Raw genomic sequence first — 19,453 nt, 5'->3', positions numbered from 1 at the left:
TATAGACTTGCTAAATTATATGCTTAAATATAAAATACCTCAGATTGTTACGTTGACCCCTATAAAGGGCTAAATAATATCCGATAGGGCAGAGATAATGGAATAAAAAAAGTCCCACAAATCGTTGAATTTATGAGACTTACCTATTCATTATCCAGTTAGTTCAGCGGAGAGACAGGGTTTTGAACCTATGACTCTAACCGCTTATATTTCAGCTACTTTGCTTTCAAAATTTCAAATAGGTAACGAAACAGTAACGATTTTCAACCGTTAAGCCTGTCCAACTTTGACCGCTGTTTGTCTGCCTAACTTTCGGGTTCAAAGATACGGCATTCTTTTGAAACTCGCAAATATCTGATAATAAATATTTTTGGGTTAGTGCAAGGTGCAAGCTATATATATAAATATATACTTGCACCTTGCACTAAAAAAAAGCACTGGGGTACAAATGGTTAAAACAAAATCCGTATCTTCGTAACCGATTAAAAACAAACGTGTATGATAATAACTAACCGTGAAGAAGTAATAGATAAAGCGTTCGGAGTATTTGTCAGGATGAACTACGAGAAAGCAAGCATCATCACGCTTGCCAAAGCCTGCGGAGTGACAAAAACGGGCATCGTTTATTATTTTCCGCACAAGCTGGATTTATTCATGGCTGTGGCAGACAAATACGTGCTAAAAATGCACGAACCGGGAAACAAGTTTGCCGCTCCTGCCGATACGTTGGAGAAGTTCATCGGGCAATACGTGGCGGGGGTAGCCGCTTCCATGAAAAGGATTGTTGAACTGATTGACGATAATAGCAGCCCGCATGATTGTAGCCCTAACTTCTACTACTTTCATTTCCTGTCACAAGTGCGTATGTACTATCCGGGCATCAGGCAGAAAATTGAGAAAATCTACCGACAAGACTATGACCTATGGGAGAAAGTCATACAAAAAGCAAAAAACAGCGGGGAAATCAGAAACGACACGGACGTGAAGAAAACGGCTACCATGTTCCGGCAAATGTTTTTAGGACTGTCATACGAACAAGCATTTCTGAACGGTCTAAACGTGGACGAACTGGCAGAAAACTTTCGCTATATCTATTCGCTGCTTAAAGCCTGATACAGTTTTGTTTTTTTAACTTCTATTATTTTTGAACGTATGTTCAAAATGTGGCGTTTTTGTTTTATCTTTGGAGCATGAAGCAAAATTCAGCGACATGGATAAGGTTCAGAAACAAAGAGGAAGCATCGTGCTACACAAAGAAACAAGGGACGGTGCAGACTACATACGGATAGAATATGCGAACAGTCAGGCTGTAACCCAACTGCTCGCCCAAGACACGGGTATGGAAATGGCTGGCAACGGCTCTGCATACATGGCATCAGCCGCTTTCAGCCTGCCGGATTTCTACGACCGCTATTCGCCCCACGCCTATATTGATTACAGCCGGGTTTACGTGCGGCATCCCAAACCTAAAAGGGAATACACACTGCCGAAAGGCTACCTCGAACTGCTGGAACAGAAGCGTTACAGCCCCTCGACCGTCAAAACATACCGTGCCTATTTCAGCGACTTCATGGAATATCACAAGGGACGGAACATCGACCGCCTGAAAGTGCCGGACATCAACAAGTACATACTCTATCTTGTGAACGAGAAGAAAATCTCGGTGTCGCAACAGAATATGCGCATCAATGCTATCAAGTTCTATTACGAACAGGTGAAAGGCGGCAAACGGCAATACTACGGCGGTATCACCCGTGCCAAAGAGTACAAGAGCCTGCCCGAAGTGTTGAGCAAGAATGAAATTAAGCGCATCCTTGCACAAATTTCCAACATCAAGCATCACTGCATGATTTCGTTGGTTTACTCTGCCGGACTTAGAAGAAGCGAATTGCTTAACCTGACCCCGCAGGACATCAACAGTGAAACAATGTCGGTTCGCATTATGGGCAAGGGGAAGAAATGCCGTTATTCGCTCCTTTCACCCAAGTTGCTGGAAGAACTACGGCACTACTTCCGGGAATATCGCCCACAAAAATGGTTGTTTGAGGGCGAAACACCCGGAGAGCAATATTCGGCAAGTGCATTGGTGAAAGTGCTGAAAGAAGCCGCACATCGTGCAGGCATCAAACACCGTGTACACGTACACATGCTGCGCCACTCCTTTGCCACACACTTGCTGGAACAGGGAACAGACCTGCACACGATACAGGAATTGCTGGGACACAACGACATCAAGACCACAACCATTTATCTTCATGTGTCAAGTGCCCATAAAGCAAAAATCCCTAATCCTCTTGATACACTGGATAATTCGTGAGGTGCAGTTATTAGAGATTAGGAACTACACCATGAGGTGTGGTTATTAACGCATTAATAATAATTGAGTTCGTAAAAAAGATTCACATAAAATGGAAAGAATAAAAACAATAGCATTTAGAGGTGGCAACGATTTAATTGCCAATTTACAGCTATGTATTGACCGGATTGGTTATACTATTCCTGATGTCATGAATCGTATATCAGGTCAATATAATGTTAGATGTGTGTTTGAAAAGGTTGAAAACCAATTAACCTTTAGTGATTCCATTTTAGGCGAACTAATAAATCAAACTTATTTGGGGAAAGTCTATATAAATGACAAGTCAGATATACGATTGTTTTCTCCGAATAGTAGTTTGTCTGAACATAAAATAGATTTTAGCTTACAAGGAGAATTTAATATAGGTGTTAAGATTTTTAAGGACAAGCCTGTTCACACCTTGCCCGCTATTGATGTTCTTCCAATACCTGTTGAAATTATCACTATTTACTTCTATTTTTCAGAAATGAAACTAAATGAAAATTTGGTTTACTCTATATCTGACAAATACTTTGATTCTTATGATTATCTCGGCTTCATTCTTGTAGACTTAGCAAAAATGGAAGAAATAATAACTCGAAAATATGGCAATCGGAAGTTGGATTTAATAGACGAATTTTGCAATACAGAGCTAATCGATGAACTGTTCAGCCAAGAAATAATCATGATAACTTGGGGTATTCATCCCTATTCTTATCCGATTTACAGTTCTGAAAATGTTGATTCTATCCGTCCTTTATTGGGGCGAGAGTATAAGCAAGAGGGTCGCTTTTACATCAAGGAAGACATAAGAGAGTTGAGTTTAATTCCGGGCTACGAATTAAGGAAGTGGCCGGAATTTACACAAAAAGAATGGACTAAAATATCATTGAATGGCAAAGGGAAAATAGCACACTTAACTCCTTATATCCTTGAAGATTCTGAATTTGAAACAGTATTAGTTTCATTTCTAATTCATAGAAGCGAGGGGTGCTTAAAAGAAAGTATTCCTCTGCTAAATGTGAATCTTTTATACGAATAACATTGTAATTATTATTAACGAGCCAAGATAGCTGCTGAACGCAGCTCCTTGTCAAGCCATTAGGCGCAAAATAGTAAAACAAAAAAATATTATGTTATGGATTTCTTAAAGTGCATGAGCAATTTTCCGTGGAATAGATTTGCCACAGTATATGAAACCAATTCAATCGGCTTAAAAGGCATCTTTATAAAGATGTTCAACAATACAGCTGAAATGTCGGATTATCAATATGTGATTGATAGGCTTGAATGTCAGGACACACTATATAGAATTACCCCTTGGGGACTTAAATTCTATATCTGTTTACTTATGGAAAACAAATCGAATCAAGACATATTATTACAGAACATAAATGTGCTTTTTGAAGCTGCAAATTATAATATGCAGGTCGATATTGCAACCAATTATAATCCGACCAAAGGCAATCTGATGAAATATGAGAAAATTAAATCAAACCTCTTTGATAGAGATTTTGACGGAACAATGGATGCCGATTACATAAAAACATTCAAATCCATAGACCGAAATTTCATGCAGAGAAGTACAATAGATTTAATTCAACAGAATATTTCTTTGTTTGAAGATTTAGCAAAGTCAACGAATAGCAATATTGCCCAAAGTGCTTCTTTGCTTGTTAATTCAATTCATAATCCTAAAAAGTATGACTTTGGTAAATCGTGATTAAATAATCGCCTAACAAGCACCTGTTCCGCCTAAACGGCGGCAAGCTGCATCCCATTATGTGCCACAAAAAAAGAAAATGAGAATATGAAACAAGAATTTGAAGGTTTTGATTTTACAAACTTTTGGGATGATAATTACTATGCCCGCAAGGAGTATATCAGTGATGCCCCAACTGATGAATTGATAGCCGATGTAGAGAAAGAATTAGGATACAAGTTGCCAGCTTCCTATATATGGCTGATGAAGCAGCATAATGGAGGCATCCCTTTCAATACATGCTTCCCTACTGATTCACCCACAAATTGGGCTGAAGACCATATTGCTATAACTGGCATTTACGGTATAGGTAGGGAAAAGGACTATTCACTATGTGGAGAAATTGGCAGTCAGTTTATGATTGATGAATGGGGATATCCGGAAATAGGTGTGGCTATTTGTGACTGTCCGAGTGCTGGGCATGATATGATTTTCTTGGATTATCGAGAATGTGGTCCATTCGGAGAACCAAAAGTTGTGCATATCGATCAGGAATCAGATTTCAAAATAACTACATTAGCAGAAAATTTTGAGGATTTTATACGAGGGCTTGAAAATGCTGAGAAATATGAGGAATAGTAAGTAAGGCACATAACAAGCGGATGAATCTCCCTAACGGTCGATTATCTGCCGAACATTAGTTGCAATATGAAAAGAGTAATTATACTTTATGTTTTATTCTTGCTTTCACCTTATACTTTTGCACAAAACTATAAGGAAACTATTCAAACAGAGATTGATGCAATAAACAAAATGCCTTTGAGAATTGCATACCTTGTTCCTTTAGATAGTTTAGGAAAAGTAATAGAGGATGAATATATGGAATTTGATCAAATCCATTCATACAAAATCTTAGATGATGGTCAAATTAAGAATGCCAATATATTGTTCACTATGTATTTCGATAGCGATAACAATATTAGGAAAGTATTTAAGCGATGGGCTGACGGGGGTGCATTGCATAGTATCGCATATTATGATTCTAATGGGCGATTGATATATGGGGTATATAATAGAGGAGATGAAACTCACGGAAAGTTGTATGCTGACGCTCCGGGTTTTCATATAGAGCATTTTCCTGAAGAGAATGAATGTAATGACTGTTTTGAAGCATACCTATTCTTATCTACGAAATGCATGGAAGCTCAGTATAATATAATATTACAGAGCCCTCCAAATGCTAAAAGGACGATTTTTACTCCACAAGTTGGAAATAGTGCCATACTATGCAGTTCTTACATTTATTCTTTGCCTAATGGAGAAAAAACTACCAAAGGCGAAGATGGTATAGCAGTCAATTTTGGAATGCCTGTTGTCATAAGTAATTTAACAAATGACTGGTGCAAAATAAATTCCATTTTTAATGCTCCTATAGGTTATATACCTATTCAAGACATTGAAATCATTAAGTAAATATAGTCAGCAACTAACAAGGTCGAGATAACAGCTTAACGCTGTTCCTCACCAAACCATTAGCGAAAAATTCAGCAAAGATGAGATACAGAAAAGAAACAATAAGTCATTTCGCACGAAACAATTTGATGCGAGAAGGGGAAAAATACAGGTATTATTTTTTTGACTACCTGTATTATCGGTTGTTTATACTTTATCGAAAATATAACGAACCAGCACGTTTCAGTGCTTGTGGTGTGCTTTGTATGATTTCGTTAATTGCATTGTTTTTTTTCTGCATCTTCCTTGCCAGTGTACTACCTGACTATTGGATTTTTACGAGGAAGAACTTTACTCCCTCCCAGGGAGCATTTATCGGCGGGTGCGTTTCTGTCTTGTGCTTTGTCGCATTCTATTTACGATATAACCGTAAAAGAACTGCCGCCATACTTTTGAAATACAAGGGCAACAAGTGGAACAAGATAATCCCGATATGGATAATACTTTTTCTTCCTCTAATCATGTTCCTGACAGGAATATGGATAGGTAGAACATTTTTCTAATGAACGACAACATACACGAATATAGAGATATTAAAGATAAAAAATCGCTAACAAGGTCGAGATAACAGCTAAATGCTGTTCCTCACCAAGCCATTAGTCACAACTTGCAATAACTTATAAATGATAACAGCATGAACAATGACATTATAGTGGCAGAGGATGAAGATGTTAAAATCATCTTTCATTTCAAAGTGTTTTGCGAACTATTAAAAGAGTGCATATCTACATATGGAAATACTACCATAGAGAATGCACAGCAGCTGGTTAAAGACTTTCATCCTCTACAACAGCCAATAAACACAACTGATGATGTTGTTTTCTTTTCTCACGAAAACATTTATCATTGGGCAATGCTTGCTCTATATGGTGAAACGTATTGGCTTACACATCCTGAATGCGAAAAGCTTCCCGATAGTTATGAGAAATGGATAGAAAGTGCTTTAGCCCGATATGCTTTGGATGACTGTTATGAATTTATAAGCAAGAATAATAACGTGACTAACAAAGCGTGATAACGCCTAACGGCGTTCCCCGCTTAGCCAATAGTAATAACTTGATAAACATAAACGAAGAATGAATATAAAAGAGATTATTTCTAAAATCAACAATATGAATCTTCAATCCGAAGAAGATTTGCAAGAGGTAGAATCTATTTTAACAGAAATGGATAATACTTTAATCGAGCCTTTATTTAGATTGCTTGAAAGGCATCCACATTTCAACTTTGGCAATCCCGGTCGTGTAGTCCATTATTTGGAAAAATTTGATAATAATACTTATGCCCCTTTTTTATATGCTTCTATCCGTAGAGTGCCTACTGAATATAATATATGGATGCTTAACAGATTCTTAAACTCTCTTGACACTTCTGAAAAATCAGAAGGTATAGTGATTTTAGAAGAAACATCGCAGAAAGATATTGATGAAGGACTTAGAGAATGGGTGAATGACTGTTTGGATGAACAGAAAGAGGAATGAATTATTACTAACGAGCCAAGATAGCTGCTAAACGCAGCTCCTTGTCAAGCCATTAGATGTAATTATATGACATGAAAATCTATGAGAATAAAATATTGAGAATACTTGGATTTATTTTTATTTGGATTTATGTATTCGGTGTGGGCATTTGCTTTGCTGCAAAATGGTATGCTATTGGAATATCAGGAGCTATCTTATTGGTTGTTTGGTTAAATTCCGGACTTATTGGTGATACTATTTATAAATATAGAGTAAAACAGGCTACAAAACAAATAAAAAGGTATGGAATACAATTATTTGTTGATTTAAACCAATGTAAAGTCACTACACAGAAATGGAATACCAAGAAATTAAGGATGCAAGAGCCTATCTTTCGGATATTCCATACATGGGAAATCCAATTTTGGAATGGTGTCAGTGGCTATTTATTCCCTGACATTTATCATAGTGAACAAATCGTGTCCACTACAATATACACCGTAACGTACACAACCAAATACAATGGAAAGACAAAAACATTTCGCAGTGATGCAATCTTGAAGGAAAAAGTTTCATTGGAAATGCTATTGCAACACTATGGAATGACAACGATTTACATAAATCCGAAGAATGACAATCAATATTATTTTGATTTGGATTTTCTAAAATAGATACAGCTAACAACGCAGGATAACGGCAAGCCGTTCCTTGCTGAACCATTAATATTAAATGAGAAAAAACGATGAATTGGTATAAGTATTGGTATTACACAATTTATTTCATTTATGACCATTTCAGTAAAAACGCTGAAGATAACAAAATATATTCCATTGGATTTTTTTCCTTAGTTATATATATGTTATTTACAGTGTTGGGATGCTTTATAAATAATTTCTTCGACTTTGAATTAATTGGATATATTGCGCATCCCTTTTCCCATTTGATATTCATATTAATTACATTTCTTATAAACAACCTCCTTTTTGACAATACAATAAATGCAAGAAAAGACAGGATGCTTTATAAAGAATTTAAAACACAAAGAAAAAATGTTTTCTTTATCTTATTGACAATTGGAATTATTTTCATGTTCAACTACAATGCTATTTACTTAAAGAAATATTTTTTCTAATTAGGACAACAATAATATTAACAAAGAACGACAACCCCTGAACGCAGTTTCTTGTCAAGCCATTAACAATATGAGTAGCCTTATCACAGCAAAGAGATTTGGGAAAGTTCTGATATGGGTATGGAACAGATGTATAAAGAAAACTGCCATTCCTTATGAAGAACTTGATTTCCATTACCCCGATTGGGCTTTCATTATTACAGGTTGTATCTTTTTCGGGGTTGTGGTAGGTGTTACCCTGCTTTATTTTGCTTTTATAAAACAATAGACTATTTACAATGAAAGCCCGACTTAAATACCCGATATTCAGCTTTGCCCCCAAAGGCAACATGATATACGTGTTTCGCAAGGAAGAACTGTACACAACGACCAATACCAAGTTGTTGAAGAAGCGGAAGAACTACATTGTTGTGGATGCAACCGGGACGAAATATGTTGAAAAGGGGGCGCACAAAGTGAAGTGGCAAGGGATGTTGGGATATTGTATCAGGATGCAGGGACGTGTGATTTCCATTGAATACGAGTACGGGGACAACCCCGAACCGTTCCCGTTACGGAAACTGCAAGAACTGGTAGCGGAACGATACCCCAAGACACGGTGGTTCAAGGAAGAATGCTGGAACAGCGCAGACGAGTTCCGGCAAGTGATTTTCGCCTGCAAGACCTTTGAGGAAGTGGCGGACATACTGATGCCCGAACGAAAAACGAGCGTTTGGCAACGCATTGAAGAATATTTCCTGCGGGCAGGTTTTCTTATGCTTGCCGCCATGTTCCTTTATCACGTGGTTTGGCGGCTAATCCAAAAGGTCTGGCTATGGGCTACCGGGTAACGTACAGGAAACAAATCAATTTATTCAGATATGGAACAACGGATTACACCACTATTGCTTCCCACTCCCGAAGCGGAGTTGGAAGCGTCCTGCAAGGAACTGGACGAAAAGGTAACATGGCTGCTGCACAACAGCCGGAAAATGGACAACTACTTGGAACTTGAACCGTTCAGCAAGGACGGGCGGCTGTGCGCCCACGTGTGCGACACGCTCAAAAGCCTGCCGGAAACGCCGACACTGGCGGCATACAAGGACTACAAGGCAATCATTATCCTGCTGGGTATGTCCACCACCCATTACGCCATACTGGACGAACTGGCGGAACAGCACCGCAAGCGGGACGAGATACCCGAACTGACCGCCTACTGCGATGCGCTCCACTGGATGCGACCGGGACGGCAGTACCTCTGCAACGTGTACAACACGGTATGCCACGCTTTCCACCTGCTACGGAGAAACCCGGTAAGGGACAACCGCCTGCTGGTGACGGAAAAGGAACTGCGCCACGCCGAACGGATGCTGCCGGAGCTGGGCAGGCAGACATTCACCGAAATGGTGCGTCTGAAAGGCTACATGGTCTATGATGCCGAGCAACTGGCGGACAAATGCGGCATGGAATACGGCTCGTTCCGACGGAAGGTAAAGAAAATGACCGGGTACACGGCTAAGGAATGGGTGATAAAGGAGCGTGCAAAGGACGTGGAACACTACCTGAAGAACACCAACCTCACGCTTACGGAAGTGGCGTTCACCACCGGGTTCGCATCGACATCGAACCTGAACGACTTCTGCAAGGCTTACTTGCTGGACACACCGGGCGAGATACGCAGAAAAGCGCAGGAAACAAGAAAATGCACAGTTACAAGAACGTAATGTGAAAAATCAAGAATAAAACAGATTTTTTATGCCCGTAACTTTGTGCTTCATAAAAGATAAGCACAAGGTTATGGAACATAAGATACCGTTGGAAACATACTTCGCCGGACTGCTTCAAAAAGTGGAATGGCAGATACAGGAATACGAGGACACCGCAGCGGACACGCTGACGCTCTGCCGCCTGTGCGTGGACTACCTGCAAGAGATACTGGGCGAACTCAAAAACTTTATAATCTCCTACCCGTTCGCCAGCACGGAAGAGGAAATACACTTCTTCAAGGAACTGAAACCGCTTTTAGCGAGCAAAATCATCTATTACAACACCGTTTACAAGATAGAGGTGCGCTTCCCCAGCGGCAGCGAGGAAGTGCAAAGGGACTACCTGCTGTCGGAAACCGACCGGATTTCAAAGTCGTTCCAGCGGAACTTAGCGTTCTACCAGTACCACCGAACGAAAGCCACCTACTTGGACAGGCAGTATTTCATGCGTGGGAAGCCTGACATACAAATCATCGTGGACAGTTTCTATTACGAAACAGACCCACAGTTCAGCACCAGTCACGATTTCAAGGTAGCCAAGATTTTAGCCAACGAACTGCTGGAAATATACCTCACCAACCGTCTGCACGAGCTGGAACGCCGGGAACAACGCAAGCGGGTGAAGAACGGCTTCATGGGAAAGGTGTTGCGCTGGACGGGGACGAAAAGGGCGTTGGTGGAACTTATCTACGCACTGGACGCCTGCGGCTGTCTGAACAAGGGGACGGTTGATATTAAGGAGATTGTAGCCTACTTTGAATACGTGTTCGACATCGACCTCGGCGACTTCTACCACACCTACATGGAACTAAAAGCCAAGACCAAAGACCGAACGGGCTTCCTCTCCACCCTGAAAGACAGGTTGCTGATGCGCATGAGGGAGCAGGATTAGGCAACCGTGCTTTAACAAAATTTATTTCGCCACAGGTGGGTACATCTGTGGCGTTTAATTTTTCAGGACACCCGAACTTTGCGGCAAATCAATCAGTTACCGTTATGGAAATAATAACATTCGAGTCCAAAGCCTACAAGGAACTGGACAACAAGATTACCGCCATTGCCGACTACATCTTCAACCACATGGAAACGGCAAGGCAAAGCGAGGAAGACATGTGGGTGGACAGCTACGAGGTCTGCACGTTCCTGAAAATAAGCGAAAAGACCCTGCAACGCCTGCGGGTGTCGGGAACTATCGCCTATTCCAACATCAGGGGACGCTACTTCTACAAGGTCAGCGAGATACGCCGGATGCTGGAAGAACGCCTGATAAGGAGCAACAAGGAGAACATCGACAACCTGATAACCAACCACCAGTTGTATGCTAAGGAAAGAGGAAATCTTAGAAAGAACAAGTAACGGGCTGGCGGTGTTCAAACACTACCTGCCCGGCAACTGGCGCATAGGTCGCAACTTCCTTAACCCGCTGTACGAGGACAGCAAGGCTTCCTGCAACATCTATTTCGACCGCCGGGGCGGTATCTACAAGATGAAGGACTTCGGCAACGACAGTTACAGCGGCGACTGTTTCTTCCTCGTGGGGCAGTTAAAGGGGCTGGACTGCAACCGGGCGGCTGACTTCGTGGAGATACTGGAAATCATCGACCGGGATTTGGGCTTGGGGCTGGCTTCCGGCATTCCGGTTTCCGTTCCCCCGGCAACCGTCTGCCGGGCAGTGCCGGACAAACCCGAAGAAACGCCCGAAAAGCCCGTCAAGCCCTACCAGTTCCGGGAACAGAAGTTCCCGCTTGCCGAACTGGTGTACTGGCAACAGTACGGCATCACGCCCGAACTGCTGGAACGTTACAAGGTCTGTTCGCTCCGGGAATACAACAGTGAAACGGCAGAGGGCAAACCGTACACCTACACTTCATCGGTGGCAGAACCCATGTACGGCTACAAGGGCAAACAGCACATCAAGCTGTACCGCCCGTTCTCCACGCCCCGTTTCCTCTACGGCGGCAGCTTCGGCGAGAACTACTGTTTCGGGCTGGAACAACTGCCAGCCAAAGGCGACACGCTATTCATCACGGGCGGCGAGAAAGACGTGCTTTCGCTGGCGGCGCACGGTTTTCACGCTATCTGCTTCAACAGCGAAACGGTGACGATACCGCCCACGCTGGTCTATCGGCTGACGTTCCGCTTCAAACACATCGTCCTGCTCTTTGACATGGACAAGACGGGCAGGGAAAGTTCATGCAAGCAGGAAAAACTGTTGGAAGAATTTGGCGTGAAACGCCTGCTGCTGCCGCTTCCGGGAACGAAAGAGGAAAAGGACATATCCGACTACTTCAAAGCCGGGAACACCCGTGAAGATTTCCTGAAACTGTTTATCGAATTTTTAGACAACCTGTATAGCGATACATTGATTATGCTTAAATCGTGCGAGATAGATTTCAACAACCCGCCCGCCAAAGCGCAAGAGATTATTTCGGCGGGTGACGTTCCGTTAGGAACGCAAGGCAACCTGTTCGGCATCACCGGGGGCGAGGGAACGGGAAAGAGCAATTACGTAGCCGCAATCGTGGCGGGCTGCATCTGCCCGGCTGGTGCGGAAGTAGATACGCTGGGCATACAGATAACCGCCAACGGCAGGCACAAGGCGGTCTTGCTCTACGACACCGAACAGTCGGAAGTGCAACTGTTCAAGAACGTAAGCAACCTGCTGGCACGTGCCAAACAGCCGGACAAACCCGATGAACTGAAAGCGTTTTGTCTTACCGGTATGTCACGCAAAGAACGCCTGAACGCCATTGTACAAAGCATGGATAAGTTCTACTACCAGTACGGCGGCATCCAGTTGGTCGTCATTGACGGCATCGCCGACCTTGTTAAGAGTGCCAACGATGAAGCGGAAAGCGTGGCGGTGATAGATGAACTTTATCGGCTGGCGGGTATCTACAACACGTGTATTCTGTGCGTGCTGCACTTCGTCCCCAACGGTTTGAAACTGCGGGGACATTTGGGCAGCGAGTTGCAGCGCAAGGCGGCTACTATCCTTTCGATAGAGAAAGACGAAGAACCTACCCAGTCGGTGGTAAAAGCCCTGAAAGTAAGGGACGGAAGCCCGCTGGACGTGCCGCTGATGCTCTTTGCTTGGGACAAGGAAGCCGGGATGCACGTGTACAAGGGCGAGAAACCACGTGAGGAAAAGGAGAAGCGCAAGGAAAGGGAACTGGTGAATGTCGCACGTGACATCTTCGGGCGGCAGACACGCATCACCTACATAGACCTTTGCGAGCAGTTGCAGCAGGTATTCGACATCAAGGAGCGCACCGCAAAGAGCTATATCCGCTTCATGCGGGAAAGGGACATCATCACCAAAGACACGGCGAACCAAAGCTGTTTTGTCATCGGTTCATATCATCTTCAAAGGAACGCAAGCTGCCCGTAGGCGTATGGGCTGAACTTGTGTATTTTTAGGTGCTTGTGTCCTGCCCTGTTGTGATAACACGGCAGGATTTTTTCTGTTTGCACGTGATTTTTCAGGGTATTTGCTTAACTTTGCAGAAGTTACACGAAAAAAGTAACGGCAGTTGGACGGCGGTTGCCGGAATATTGCCTTTATATATAACATATACGTTCGCCGAACGTCCCGATGCGAAAACTGGCACTTTTCAAAATGTGGGGATATTCAGCGCAGGATATGCTATGCGTTTGTCATAGCGTGGCTGCACTGTTTCCACATTTGGGTATGCCAGTACCTCGCATCGAAACAGCGTCATGCCACGCTTTCTTTTTTGGGGTGGCGGCTAACGTGCCAAGACAGTAGGGATTTATATCACTTTAATACCTGACAATATGGAACAAATCAAAGCGCACATCGCCGTATCGCTGGACGGGCATACCGCCACGCCGGACTATGAACTGGACTGGATGCCCCGTGAGGTCAAGGAACTGGCGGCAAGGGAACACGCCGCCGCAAGCTGCCTGCTTATGGGGGCGAACACCTACAACTACATCTTTGAACACTGGGGCGGGTGGCCGCACAAAAGCAAACGGTCTTTTGTGGTGTCACACTACGACACCAACGTGACGCCGGACTGCGGGGTGGAGTTCCTGACCGAAGAACCGCTGCAAAGGGTCTATGAACTGAAACAGGAAACCGACATGCTGGTGGTGGGTGGCGGCAAGCTGCTTACTTCATTGATTAAAGCCGGACTGCTGGACAGCCTGACAATCTACACCGTCCCGGTCATGGCGGGCAAAGGCATCGGTTTTGTCGGGGAAACATCCGGCTCGCTGTGGAAGCTCTCGGAAAGCAGGGTGCTGGATAACGGGGTGGTCTGTTCGACCTACCTGTTTGGCGGGAACATATAAAAAATGCGCCCGGTTTCCCTCCGGGCGCAACCACTAAAATTTCAATTATTATAAGCTGTAAAACCTATCACAATGAAATTTCAGCGGCAAAGATAGGCTATTTCTTCGGTTTCGCTTTCTTTTCGGGGAATGAAAAACCGACATTGAACTGCTCGTCCAGTACCAGCGAAGCATCGAAAGCCTTGCCGTTCTTGCCCTTGAAGCCCTTGATTAACCCGGTCTTGCGTTTCGTCACCAGCTCGACAATCTGCTTGTCGGAAAGCTGCTTGTCGCACTTGTTGCGGAATATGGTAAGCGTGCAGTCCACGTTGGAACACTTCGCCACTTTCGGGTAGAACAGGATGCGCCCGCTGCCGCATTTCGGGCAGGGGCAGGTTTCACCAGTAGCAACAGATAGCTGCACCGATAGCAGTTCTGCGGTGATTTGCGTTGCGTACACCTCGATGCCCTTCCGGAACGTGTCGGCATCCATGCTTCCCGCTTCTATCTTGGCAAGGGCGGTTTCCCACATGCCCGTCATTTCGACATCGGCAATCTTCTTGTCCTTAACTATCTTGTAAACGGCAAGCCCCTTGTCGGTAGGCACAAGGTTCTTCTTCTCACGCACGATGTACTGGCGGGCGAACAGCGTTTCGATAATCGCCGCACGGGTGGCGGGCGTGCCTATCCCGGCATCTTTCAGGCTGGCTTTCAGTTCGGCATCTTCCAATTCCCTGCCTGCGTTCTCCATTGCCGCCAACAGGCTGCTTTCCGTGTGCAGCGGTTTCGGCTTGGTCTGCTTTTCGAGCAGATCCACGCCGGAGAGTGGCAAATATTCTCCCTCTTGGAGTGGCGGCAGGCTGGCGGCTTCTTCATCCCCGCCCGTTTCCTGCTCGCCGAACACGGCACGCCACCCGGTTACTTTCATCACAGACCCTTTCACCGTGAAGTCGGTATCTCCCCCTGACAGCAAGGCGGTGGTAACGTCTTTCACGCACTTGCCCGAAAAGGCTTCCAGCATACGCCCGGCTACCAGCTCGTAAACCGCCCGCTCGTCTTTGGAAAGTTCGCCGGGCAGGTTCTCGGTAATGATTAAGGCGTGGTGGTCGGTCACTTTGCCGTCATTCACGCTGCGGCGGTTCAGGGGTGTGCCGTCCAGCCCGGCGGCATACCCGGCAAAGCGGGGGTATTGCCCCAGCAGGGCGACACGTTCCGGCATTTCATCGAAAACGTCCTCCGGAATATAGCGGCTTCCGGTTCTTGGGTAGGACATCACTTTCTTTTCATACAGGCTTTGCGCTATGGAAAGCGTCTTGTCAGCCGAGAAGTTCAGCTTCGTGTTCGCTTCCTTTTGCAGCGTGGTAAGGTCGTACAAAAGCGGCGGTTCTTGGCAGGCTTCTTTCCTCTCAACGGATTTAACCACAAGTTGCCCGGCATCCTTTACCCGTTGCAGGACGGCTATGGCTTCGGGCTGCTGTTCCCACTTGGCGGTTGATTGGGCGGTAAAATTTATTCCCCCGCTGGCGGTCGCCGCTTTGAGTTGCCAAAACTTGGCGGGTACGAAATTCTTGTTCTCCAAATAGCGGCTGCATATCATCACGAGCGTGGGTGTCTGCACCCTGCCCAGCGAGAACACCCCCTGCCCGGCGGCAACGCTCAACGCTTGGGTGGCGTTTATCCCTATCAGCCAGTCCGCTTCGCTGCGGGACTTGGCAGAGAGGTAGAGGTTATCGTAACGCTCTCCCGGCTGCAAGTTATCCAGCCCCTCACGGATTGCCTTGTCGGTAAGGCTACTTATCCACAGGCGCACAAATGGTTTCCGACAATTCAGGTAATGGAAGATATAGCGGAAGATTAACTCACCCTCACGTCCGGCATCGGTGGCGACAATAATCCGGTCGCACTGGTCGAACACTTCCTTTATCACTTTCAACTGTTTCAGCACGCCGGGGTCTGCCTTGTAGCCTTTCTCCGCTTTCACCTGACGGGGGATTAGCTGGAAATCGGGCGGCAGTATGGGCAGGCTCTCCCGGCGGAAGTTCGCCACGCCGTAGGCTTCCGGCATGGCAAGCTGGATTAAGTGGCCGAACGCCCATGTCACCATATACCCGTTGCCGGAAAGATAACCGTCATTACGCCCGGTCGCACCGATGATGCGGGCGATGTCCTTTGCCACGCTGGGCTTCTCTGCTATCAATGCAATCATAATTCTTTACTTTTTAAGGTGGGTACTACATTTTCATTCCTCTGGACTTCTTGGGCTTGTCCGCTTTCAGGCTCTTGTCCTGCGCCTTGTCCTGCTTCTCTTTCTGCTTGGCGGTGGGCTTGTCCTGACCCTGTTTCAGCGGCTCTTTGCCCTGCTTGGTGGCTTCGTTGGTCTTGCCCCCCGAATTGACCGCTACCTGCGTCCGGCTCTCGGCGGCGGGGGTAACGTCTTTCGGCTGCACCTTGTCGGGGGATTTGCCCTGTACGCCGGGCTGCACATGACCGTTGAACTCAACGCCCTTTCCGTCCTTTATCCCGGCTACCTGCTGTTCTGCGGGCTGCTGTCCCTGCTGCAAGAACTGGACGGCGGCACGGGGCAGGAACTCCAAGCCACGCTCCACCGCACTGACCTGCAAATAGGCACTGCGCTTCGTGCCGTCCCTGAATTGCAGGTTTTCCATTTTCACCGCTTGCCCGGCTTCAAAGGCGGCTTTCTGCTCCGGGCTGACTTGCACGCCGCAAATGGTGTCGGGGCATTTCCACTTGTCAGCCCGCATATACTCCAGTTCGTGCGTGTACCTGTCCCGGCTGACGAACACGGGGATTTGCTCGCCGCTTTTCGGGTCTTTGATTTCAGCGATGCCGCCCAAGTTGCCAGTGCCTTGCAAGTTGCCCTGTTCCTGCTTGGTGAACCCGTGTTCATGGAACGGGCGTTGCAACAGCTTTTCGTCCTGCTGCACGCCGTGCAGCTTGGGTATTACCGTGCCGTCCTTTGCCTGATAGAAAGAGAGCTTGACATCGGTAGGTTTGAGGTAGAAGCCGCCCACCGTCCCCGAAACGGTGTAGGTATTTCGGGACTTGTAGCCACGCATCACCCGGTCGAAGTCCTTCGTGTTTTTCAGGGTGTCGGCGGTGATGCCGACTTTTTTCAGGTTCTCCCAGTCGATTTTTGCCGGGTCGAAGCGGTAACCCTGCTTGAACTCGTGGAAGTCGGGCTTCGGAACTCGAAGCATTTCAGCCCGCTTGTCGCCCTCCGGTGTAGGGTTGCGGTGGTTTTCCTCGATTGCCTTTGCGTCCTGCTCCGCTTTGGAAGCCTTGACGCTGAACAGTTCCAGCCCGGAAGTGTCCTGATACTTGCGGTAGAAGTTGGAAATGAAGTTGCTGAACACATCGCTGTTCTTGTCCACCTGCATGAACTCGCCACCGTGTGTCGGCGGTACGGTCTGCAAATTGCCCTCCTTGTTGATACCCTTAACGGCACTCACCTTGCCCTGCTGTTTATCCAAGACCAGCAGCACGTCTTTTTCCTGCCCCTCTGCGGGCGGGGTCATTCTGTTTGCCATAAATAATTGGAATTTTAGTGGTTACGGGAATAGTCCCGCCCAAAGGTAGCGACTAAATATGCTATATTTGGACGGGCGGCAAGGGCTGTCCGAATTTGTCCTGCGGTGTCCCGATTTGTCCGGGTGGGATGAAATTCCGCAACCATTGGTTGCAGAATTGAAAAGGGCATAAAAAAAGAGAGTGAATGATTTCACTCTCTTTCGATGAACCCTTTGTGAACCCTTTGGTCGTTTTTTGAAATAGCTAAAACTCAAGTAATTTGCATATTTTGCAAAAGAAAATCATTCGAGTATGAACCATATGTGAACCCTTTAATGGATTAGCGGGGAACACTGTTTAAGCGTCATCGCGCTTCGTTAGTAATCTGTTATTGCACTCGTTTCAAATCCCCGATAGATTGGAGTGACATTTCTATGTAGGGAATAGTTTTTAGAATATGGATGTTATCTATTGCTTCTTTACCACCCAATGCCAATGCCGATACAAGACATGGAGATTATAGAATAAAAATAATTCATCTTTCTTATTATCAGTCATTTGAATATTTTCTGTTTTTCTCTATTTTTGCCATTTTCTGTTATTCAGTACACTTTGAAATATCATTTTCTTTTGTACCTTTGCATCCGCAGAAAACAAAAGAAAATCAACTATTTAGTGTAATTACCCGGTTACGGCACCTAAATCGAGATAAAACCTCTAAACAATGGCAATGTTAGAAAATAAAACGAAAGAAAACCCCAAGCTGGAGCAAAATAAGCTCTCGGACGGTAGAATAAGCCTTTACTTAGAGTATTATTTCCTCCTCAAATTATTAAAAGTAATACTGTCAAAAAGAAATACCTTTTATTCTTACTCTTTTCGCCAGTACTTATATCTTGCAGTCAACAGAAAAAAGTTTAGTACGGTTTGGATATATAGACAAAAAACAGACTAAACTCCAAACATGGAAATTCAGATATTTTTTATACATTTCTCTTATATACAAATGATAGCCGAATTCAATTCATATATGAGTAACATAGACATAGACTTCTTCAAGGAGTTGTGTCTGAAACATGGAGAGTTACGACATTATAAAAAGAATGAGTTTATTCTCCATGAAGGTGATGCCTGTTCTTTCTTCGGGTTTATCTTATCAGGCGTAGTCAAATACAGTTGCACCAACCGGACAGAAAACAAGCCGTATAATGTCGGTTTTTCCTTTCCAAATGAATTTATAGCCGATTATCCCACTTGCTTATATGGCATGAAATCAGAATTGAATATACAGGCGATAATCCCGTGCGAGATTTACATCTGTTCTTCTACATTCTTACAGCAAAAATTCAAGGAAAATAATGAAAACCAACGGATAGCCCGTATTGCAGCCGAACAGATGTTTTTCCAATCATATTCACGTTATTTGGATTTATTCAGATTCACACCGGAAGAGCGTTACCTCCAACTTTTAAAAAAATGCCCTGCAATCCTTCAAATGGTATCACTAAAAGAAATAGCATCCTACCTTAAAATTACACCCATACACATGAGCCGAATCAGACGCAAGCAAAGTTTTGACAACAAAAAATAAACATAGGTTTAGAAATTTACATTCATAACAATATTCCAAGAGTATCTTAATCTGCCAAAGAATTCTTCTTTTTATCTTTGTCTTATCTTTGGTTGGTTCAACGAAGAGACAAAATAAAGATTGAATGAGTTAAACAAGAGATTAAAAAA

The 19,453-nt window shown here is 44.6% G+C and carries 19 protein-coding genes; 17 read left to right on the top strand and 2 right to left on the bottom strand.

Translation table 11 applies throughout. The features are described from left to right. Positions 1-498 precede the first annotated feature (498 nt). From DXD65_RS20005 to DXD65_RS19915, 16 genes are all read left to right on the top strand, one after another. On the top strand, positions 499-1,113 hold the full coding sequence (locus tag DXD65_RS20005) for a TetR/AcrR family transcriptional regulator (protein ID WP_065537820.1): 615 nt from the start codon (positions 499-501) through the stop codon (positions 1,111-1,113). A 97-nt stretch (positions 1,114-1,210) separates the two neighbouring features. After that, the gene (locus DXD65_RS20000) at positions 1,211-2,317 is read left to right on the top strand and encodes a tyrosine-type recombinase/integrase (protein WP_065540254.1); all 1,107 of its coding nucleotides are present in this window, start codon (positions 1,211-1,213) and stop codon (positions 2,315-2,317) included. A gap of 91 nt (positions 2,318-2,408) precedes the next feature. Further along, on the top strand, positions 2,409-3,380 hold the full coding sequence (locus DXD65_RS19995) for a hypothetical protein (protein ID WP_117887893.1): 972 nt from the start codon (positions 2,409-2,411) through the stop codon (positions 3,378-3,380). 96 nt (positions 3,381-3,476) lie between these two features. Continuing rightward, positions 3,477-4,061 carry a hypothetical protein gene (locus DXD65_RS19990; protein ID WP_117887892.1) on the top strand — a complete coding sequence of 195 codons (585 nt, stop codon included), beginning with the start codon at positions 3,477-3,479 and terminating at the stop codon, positions 4,059-4,061. Between the two features lie 87 nt (positions 4,062-4,148). Beyond that, positions 4,149-4,679, top strand: a complete 531-nt coding sequence (locus DXD65_RS19985; protein WP_004295476.1) for an SMI1/KNR4 family protein — start codon at positions 4,149-4,151, stop codon at positions 4,677-4,679. A 69-nt stretch (positions 4,680-4,748) separates the two neighbouring features. Further along, positions 4,749-5,513, top strand: coding sequence for a hypothetical protein (locus DXD65_RS19980; protein WP_117887891.1), 765 nt, complete (start codon positions 4,749-4,751; stop codon positions 5,511-5,513). Between the two features lie 673 nt (positions 5,514-6,186). Then, entirely contained in the window at positions 6,187-6,567 is a 381-nt protein-coding gene (locus DXD65_RS19970; protein WP_117887889.1) for a hypothetical protein, read from the top strand. 61 nt (positions 6,568-6,628) lie between these two features. Then, positions 6,629-7,033, top strand: coding sequence for a hypothetical protein (locus DXD65_RS19965; RefSeq protein ID WP_117887888.1), 405 nt, complete (start codon positions 6,629-6,631; stop codon positions 7,031-7,033). Between the two features lie 71 nt (positions 7,034-7,104). Continuing rightward, entirely contained in the window at positions 7,105-7,683 is a 579-nt protein-coding gene (locus tag DXD65_RS19960; RefSeq protein WP_065537819.1) for a hypothetical protein, read from the top strand. 531 nt (positions 7,684-8,214) lie between these two features. After that, complete coding sequence (locus DXD65_RS21365) at positions 8,215-8,412, top strand: hypothetical protein (protein ID WP_065537818.1); 198 nt, start codon at positions 8,215-8,217, stop codon at positions 8,410-8,412. 10 nt (positions 8,413-8,422) lie between these two features. Beyond that, positions 8,423-8,974 (top strand): hypothetical protein, encoded by a 552-nt coding sequence (locus DXD65_RS19945; RefSeq protein ID WP_117887887.1) that lies wholly within the window; start codon positions 8,423-8,425, stop codon positions 8,972-8,974. Positions 8,975-9,004: 30 nt separating this feature from the next. Next, on the top strand, positions 9,005-9,847 hold the full coding sequence (locus tag DXD65_RS19940) for a helix-turn-helix domain-containing protein (protein ID WP_117721670.1): 843 nt from the start codon (positions 9,005-9,007) through the stop codon (positions 9,845-9,847). 31 nt (positions 9,848-9,878) lie between these two features. Beyond that, positions 9,879-10,781: an RteC domain-containing protein gene (locus tag DXD65_RS19935; RefSeq protein WP_004326095.1), complete on the top strand. Its 903-nt coding sequence runs from the start codon at positions 9,879-9,881 to the stop codon at positions 10,779-10,781. Between the two features lie 104 nt (positions 10,782-10,885). Beyond that, positions 10,886-11,245, top strand: a complete 360-nt coding sequence (locus DXD65_RS19930; RefSeq protein ID WP_011202389.1) for a helix-turn-helix domain-containing protein — start codon at positions 10,886-10,888, stop codon at positions 11,243-11,245. Further along, complete coding sequence (locus DXD65_RS19925) at positions 11,208-13,280, top strand: bifunctional DNA primase/helicase (protein WP_117887886.1); 2,073 nt, start codon at positions 11,208-11,210, stop codon at positions 13,278-13,280. The genes DXD65_RS19930 and DXD65_RS19925 overlap by 38 nt, the downstream gene beginning before the upstream one ends. Positions 13,281-13,687: 407 nt before the next feature. Beyond that, complete coding sequence (locus tag DXD65_RS19915) at positions 13,688-14,206, top strand: dihydrofolate reductase family protein (protein ID WP_004326099.1); 519 nt, start codon at positions 13,688-13,690, stop codon at positions 14,204-14,206. 97 nt (positions 14,207-14,303) lie between these two features. Here DXD65_RS19915 and topB read toward each other — a convergent pair whose 3' ends face one another. Both topB and DXD65_RS19905 read right to left on the bottom strand, forming a co-directional pair. Then, on the bottom strand, positions 14,304-16,391 hold the full coding sequence (gene topB / locus DXD65_RS19910; protein ID WP_117887885.1) for a type IA DNA topoisomerase: 2,088 nt from the start codon (positions 16,389-16,391) through the stop codon (positions 14,304-14,306). A gap of 25 nt (positions 16,392-16,416) precedes the next feature. After that, entirely contained in the window at positions 16,417-17,733 is a 1,317-nt protein-coding gene (locus DXD65_RS19905) for a DUF4099 domain-containing protein (protein WP_117721666.1), read from the bottom strand. Positions 17,734-18,677: 944 nt separating this feature from the next. Here DXD65_RS19905 and DXD65_RS19880 point away from each other — a divergent pair. After that, positions 18,678-19,304, top strand: coding sequence for a Crp/Fnr family transcriptional regulator (locus tag DXD65_RS19880; protein WP_004309980.1), 627 nt, complete (start codon positions 18,678-18,680; stop codon positions 19,302-19,304). Positions 19,305-19,453 lie beyond the last annotated feature (149 nt).

Origin of the sequence: Bacteroides sp. 4_1_36 (genome assembly GCF_003466325.1) — a bacterium.
GTDB lineage: Bacteria > Bacteroidota > Bacteroidia > Bacteroidales > Bacteroidaceae > Bacteroides > Bacteroides uniformis.
Note: the sequence above shows the minus strand (reverse complement) of the source record. Positions and strands in the feature narration are given on the sequence as shown.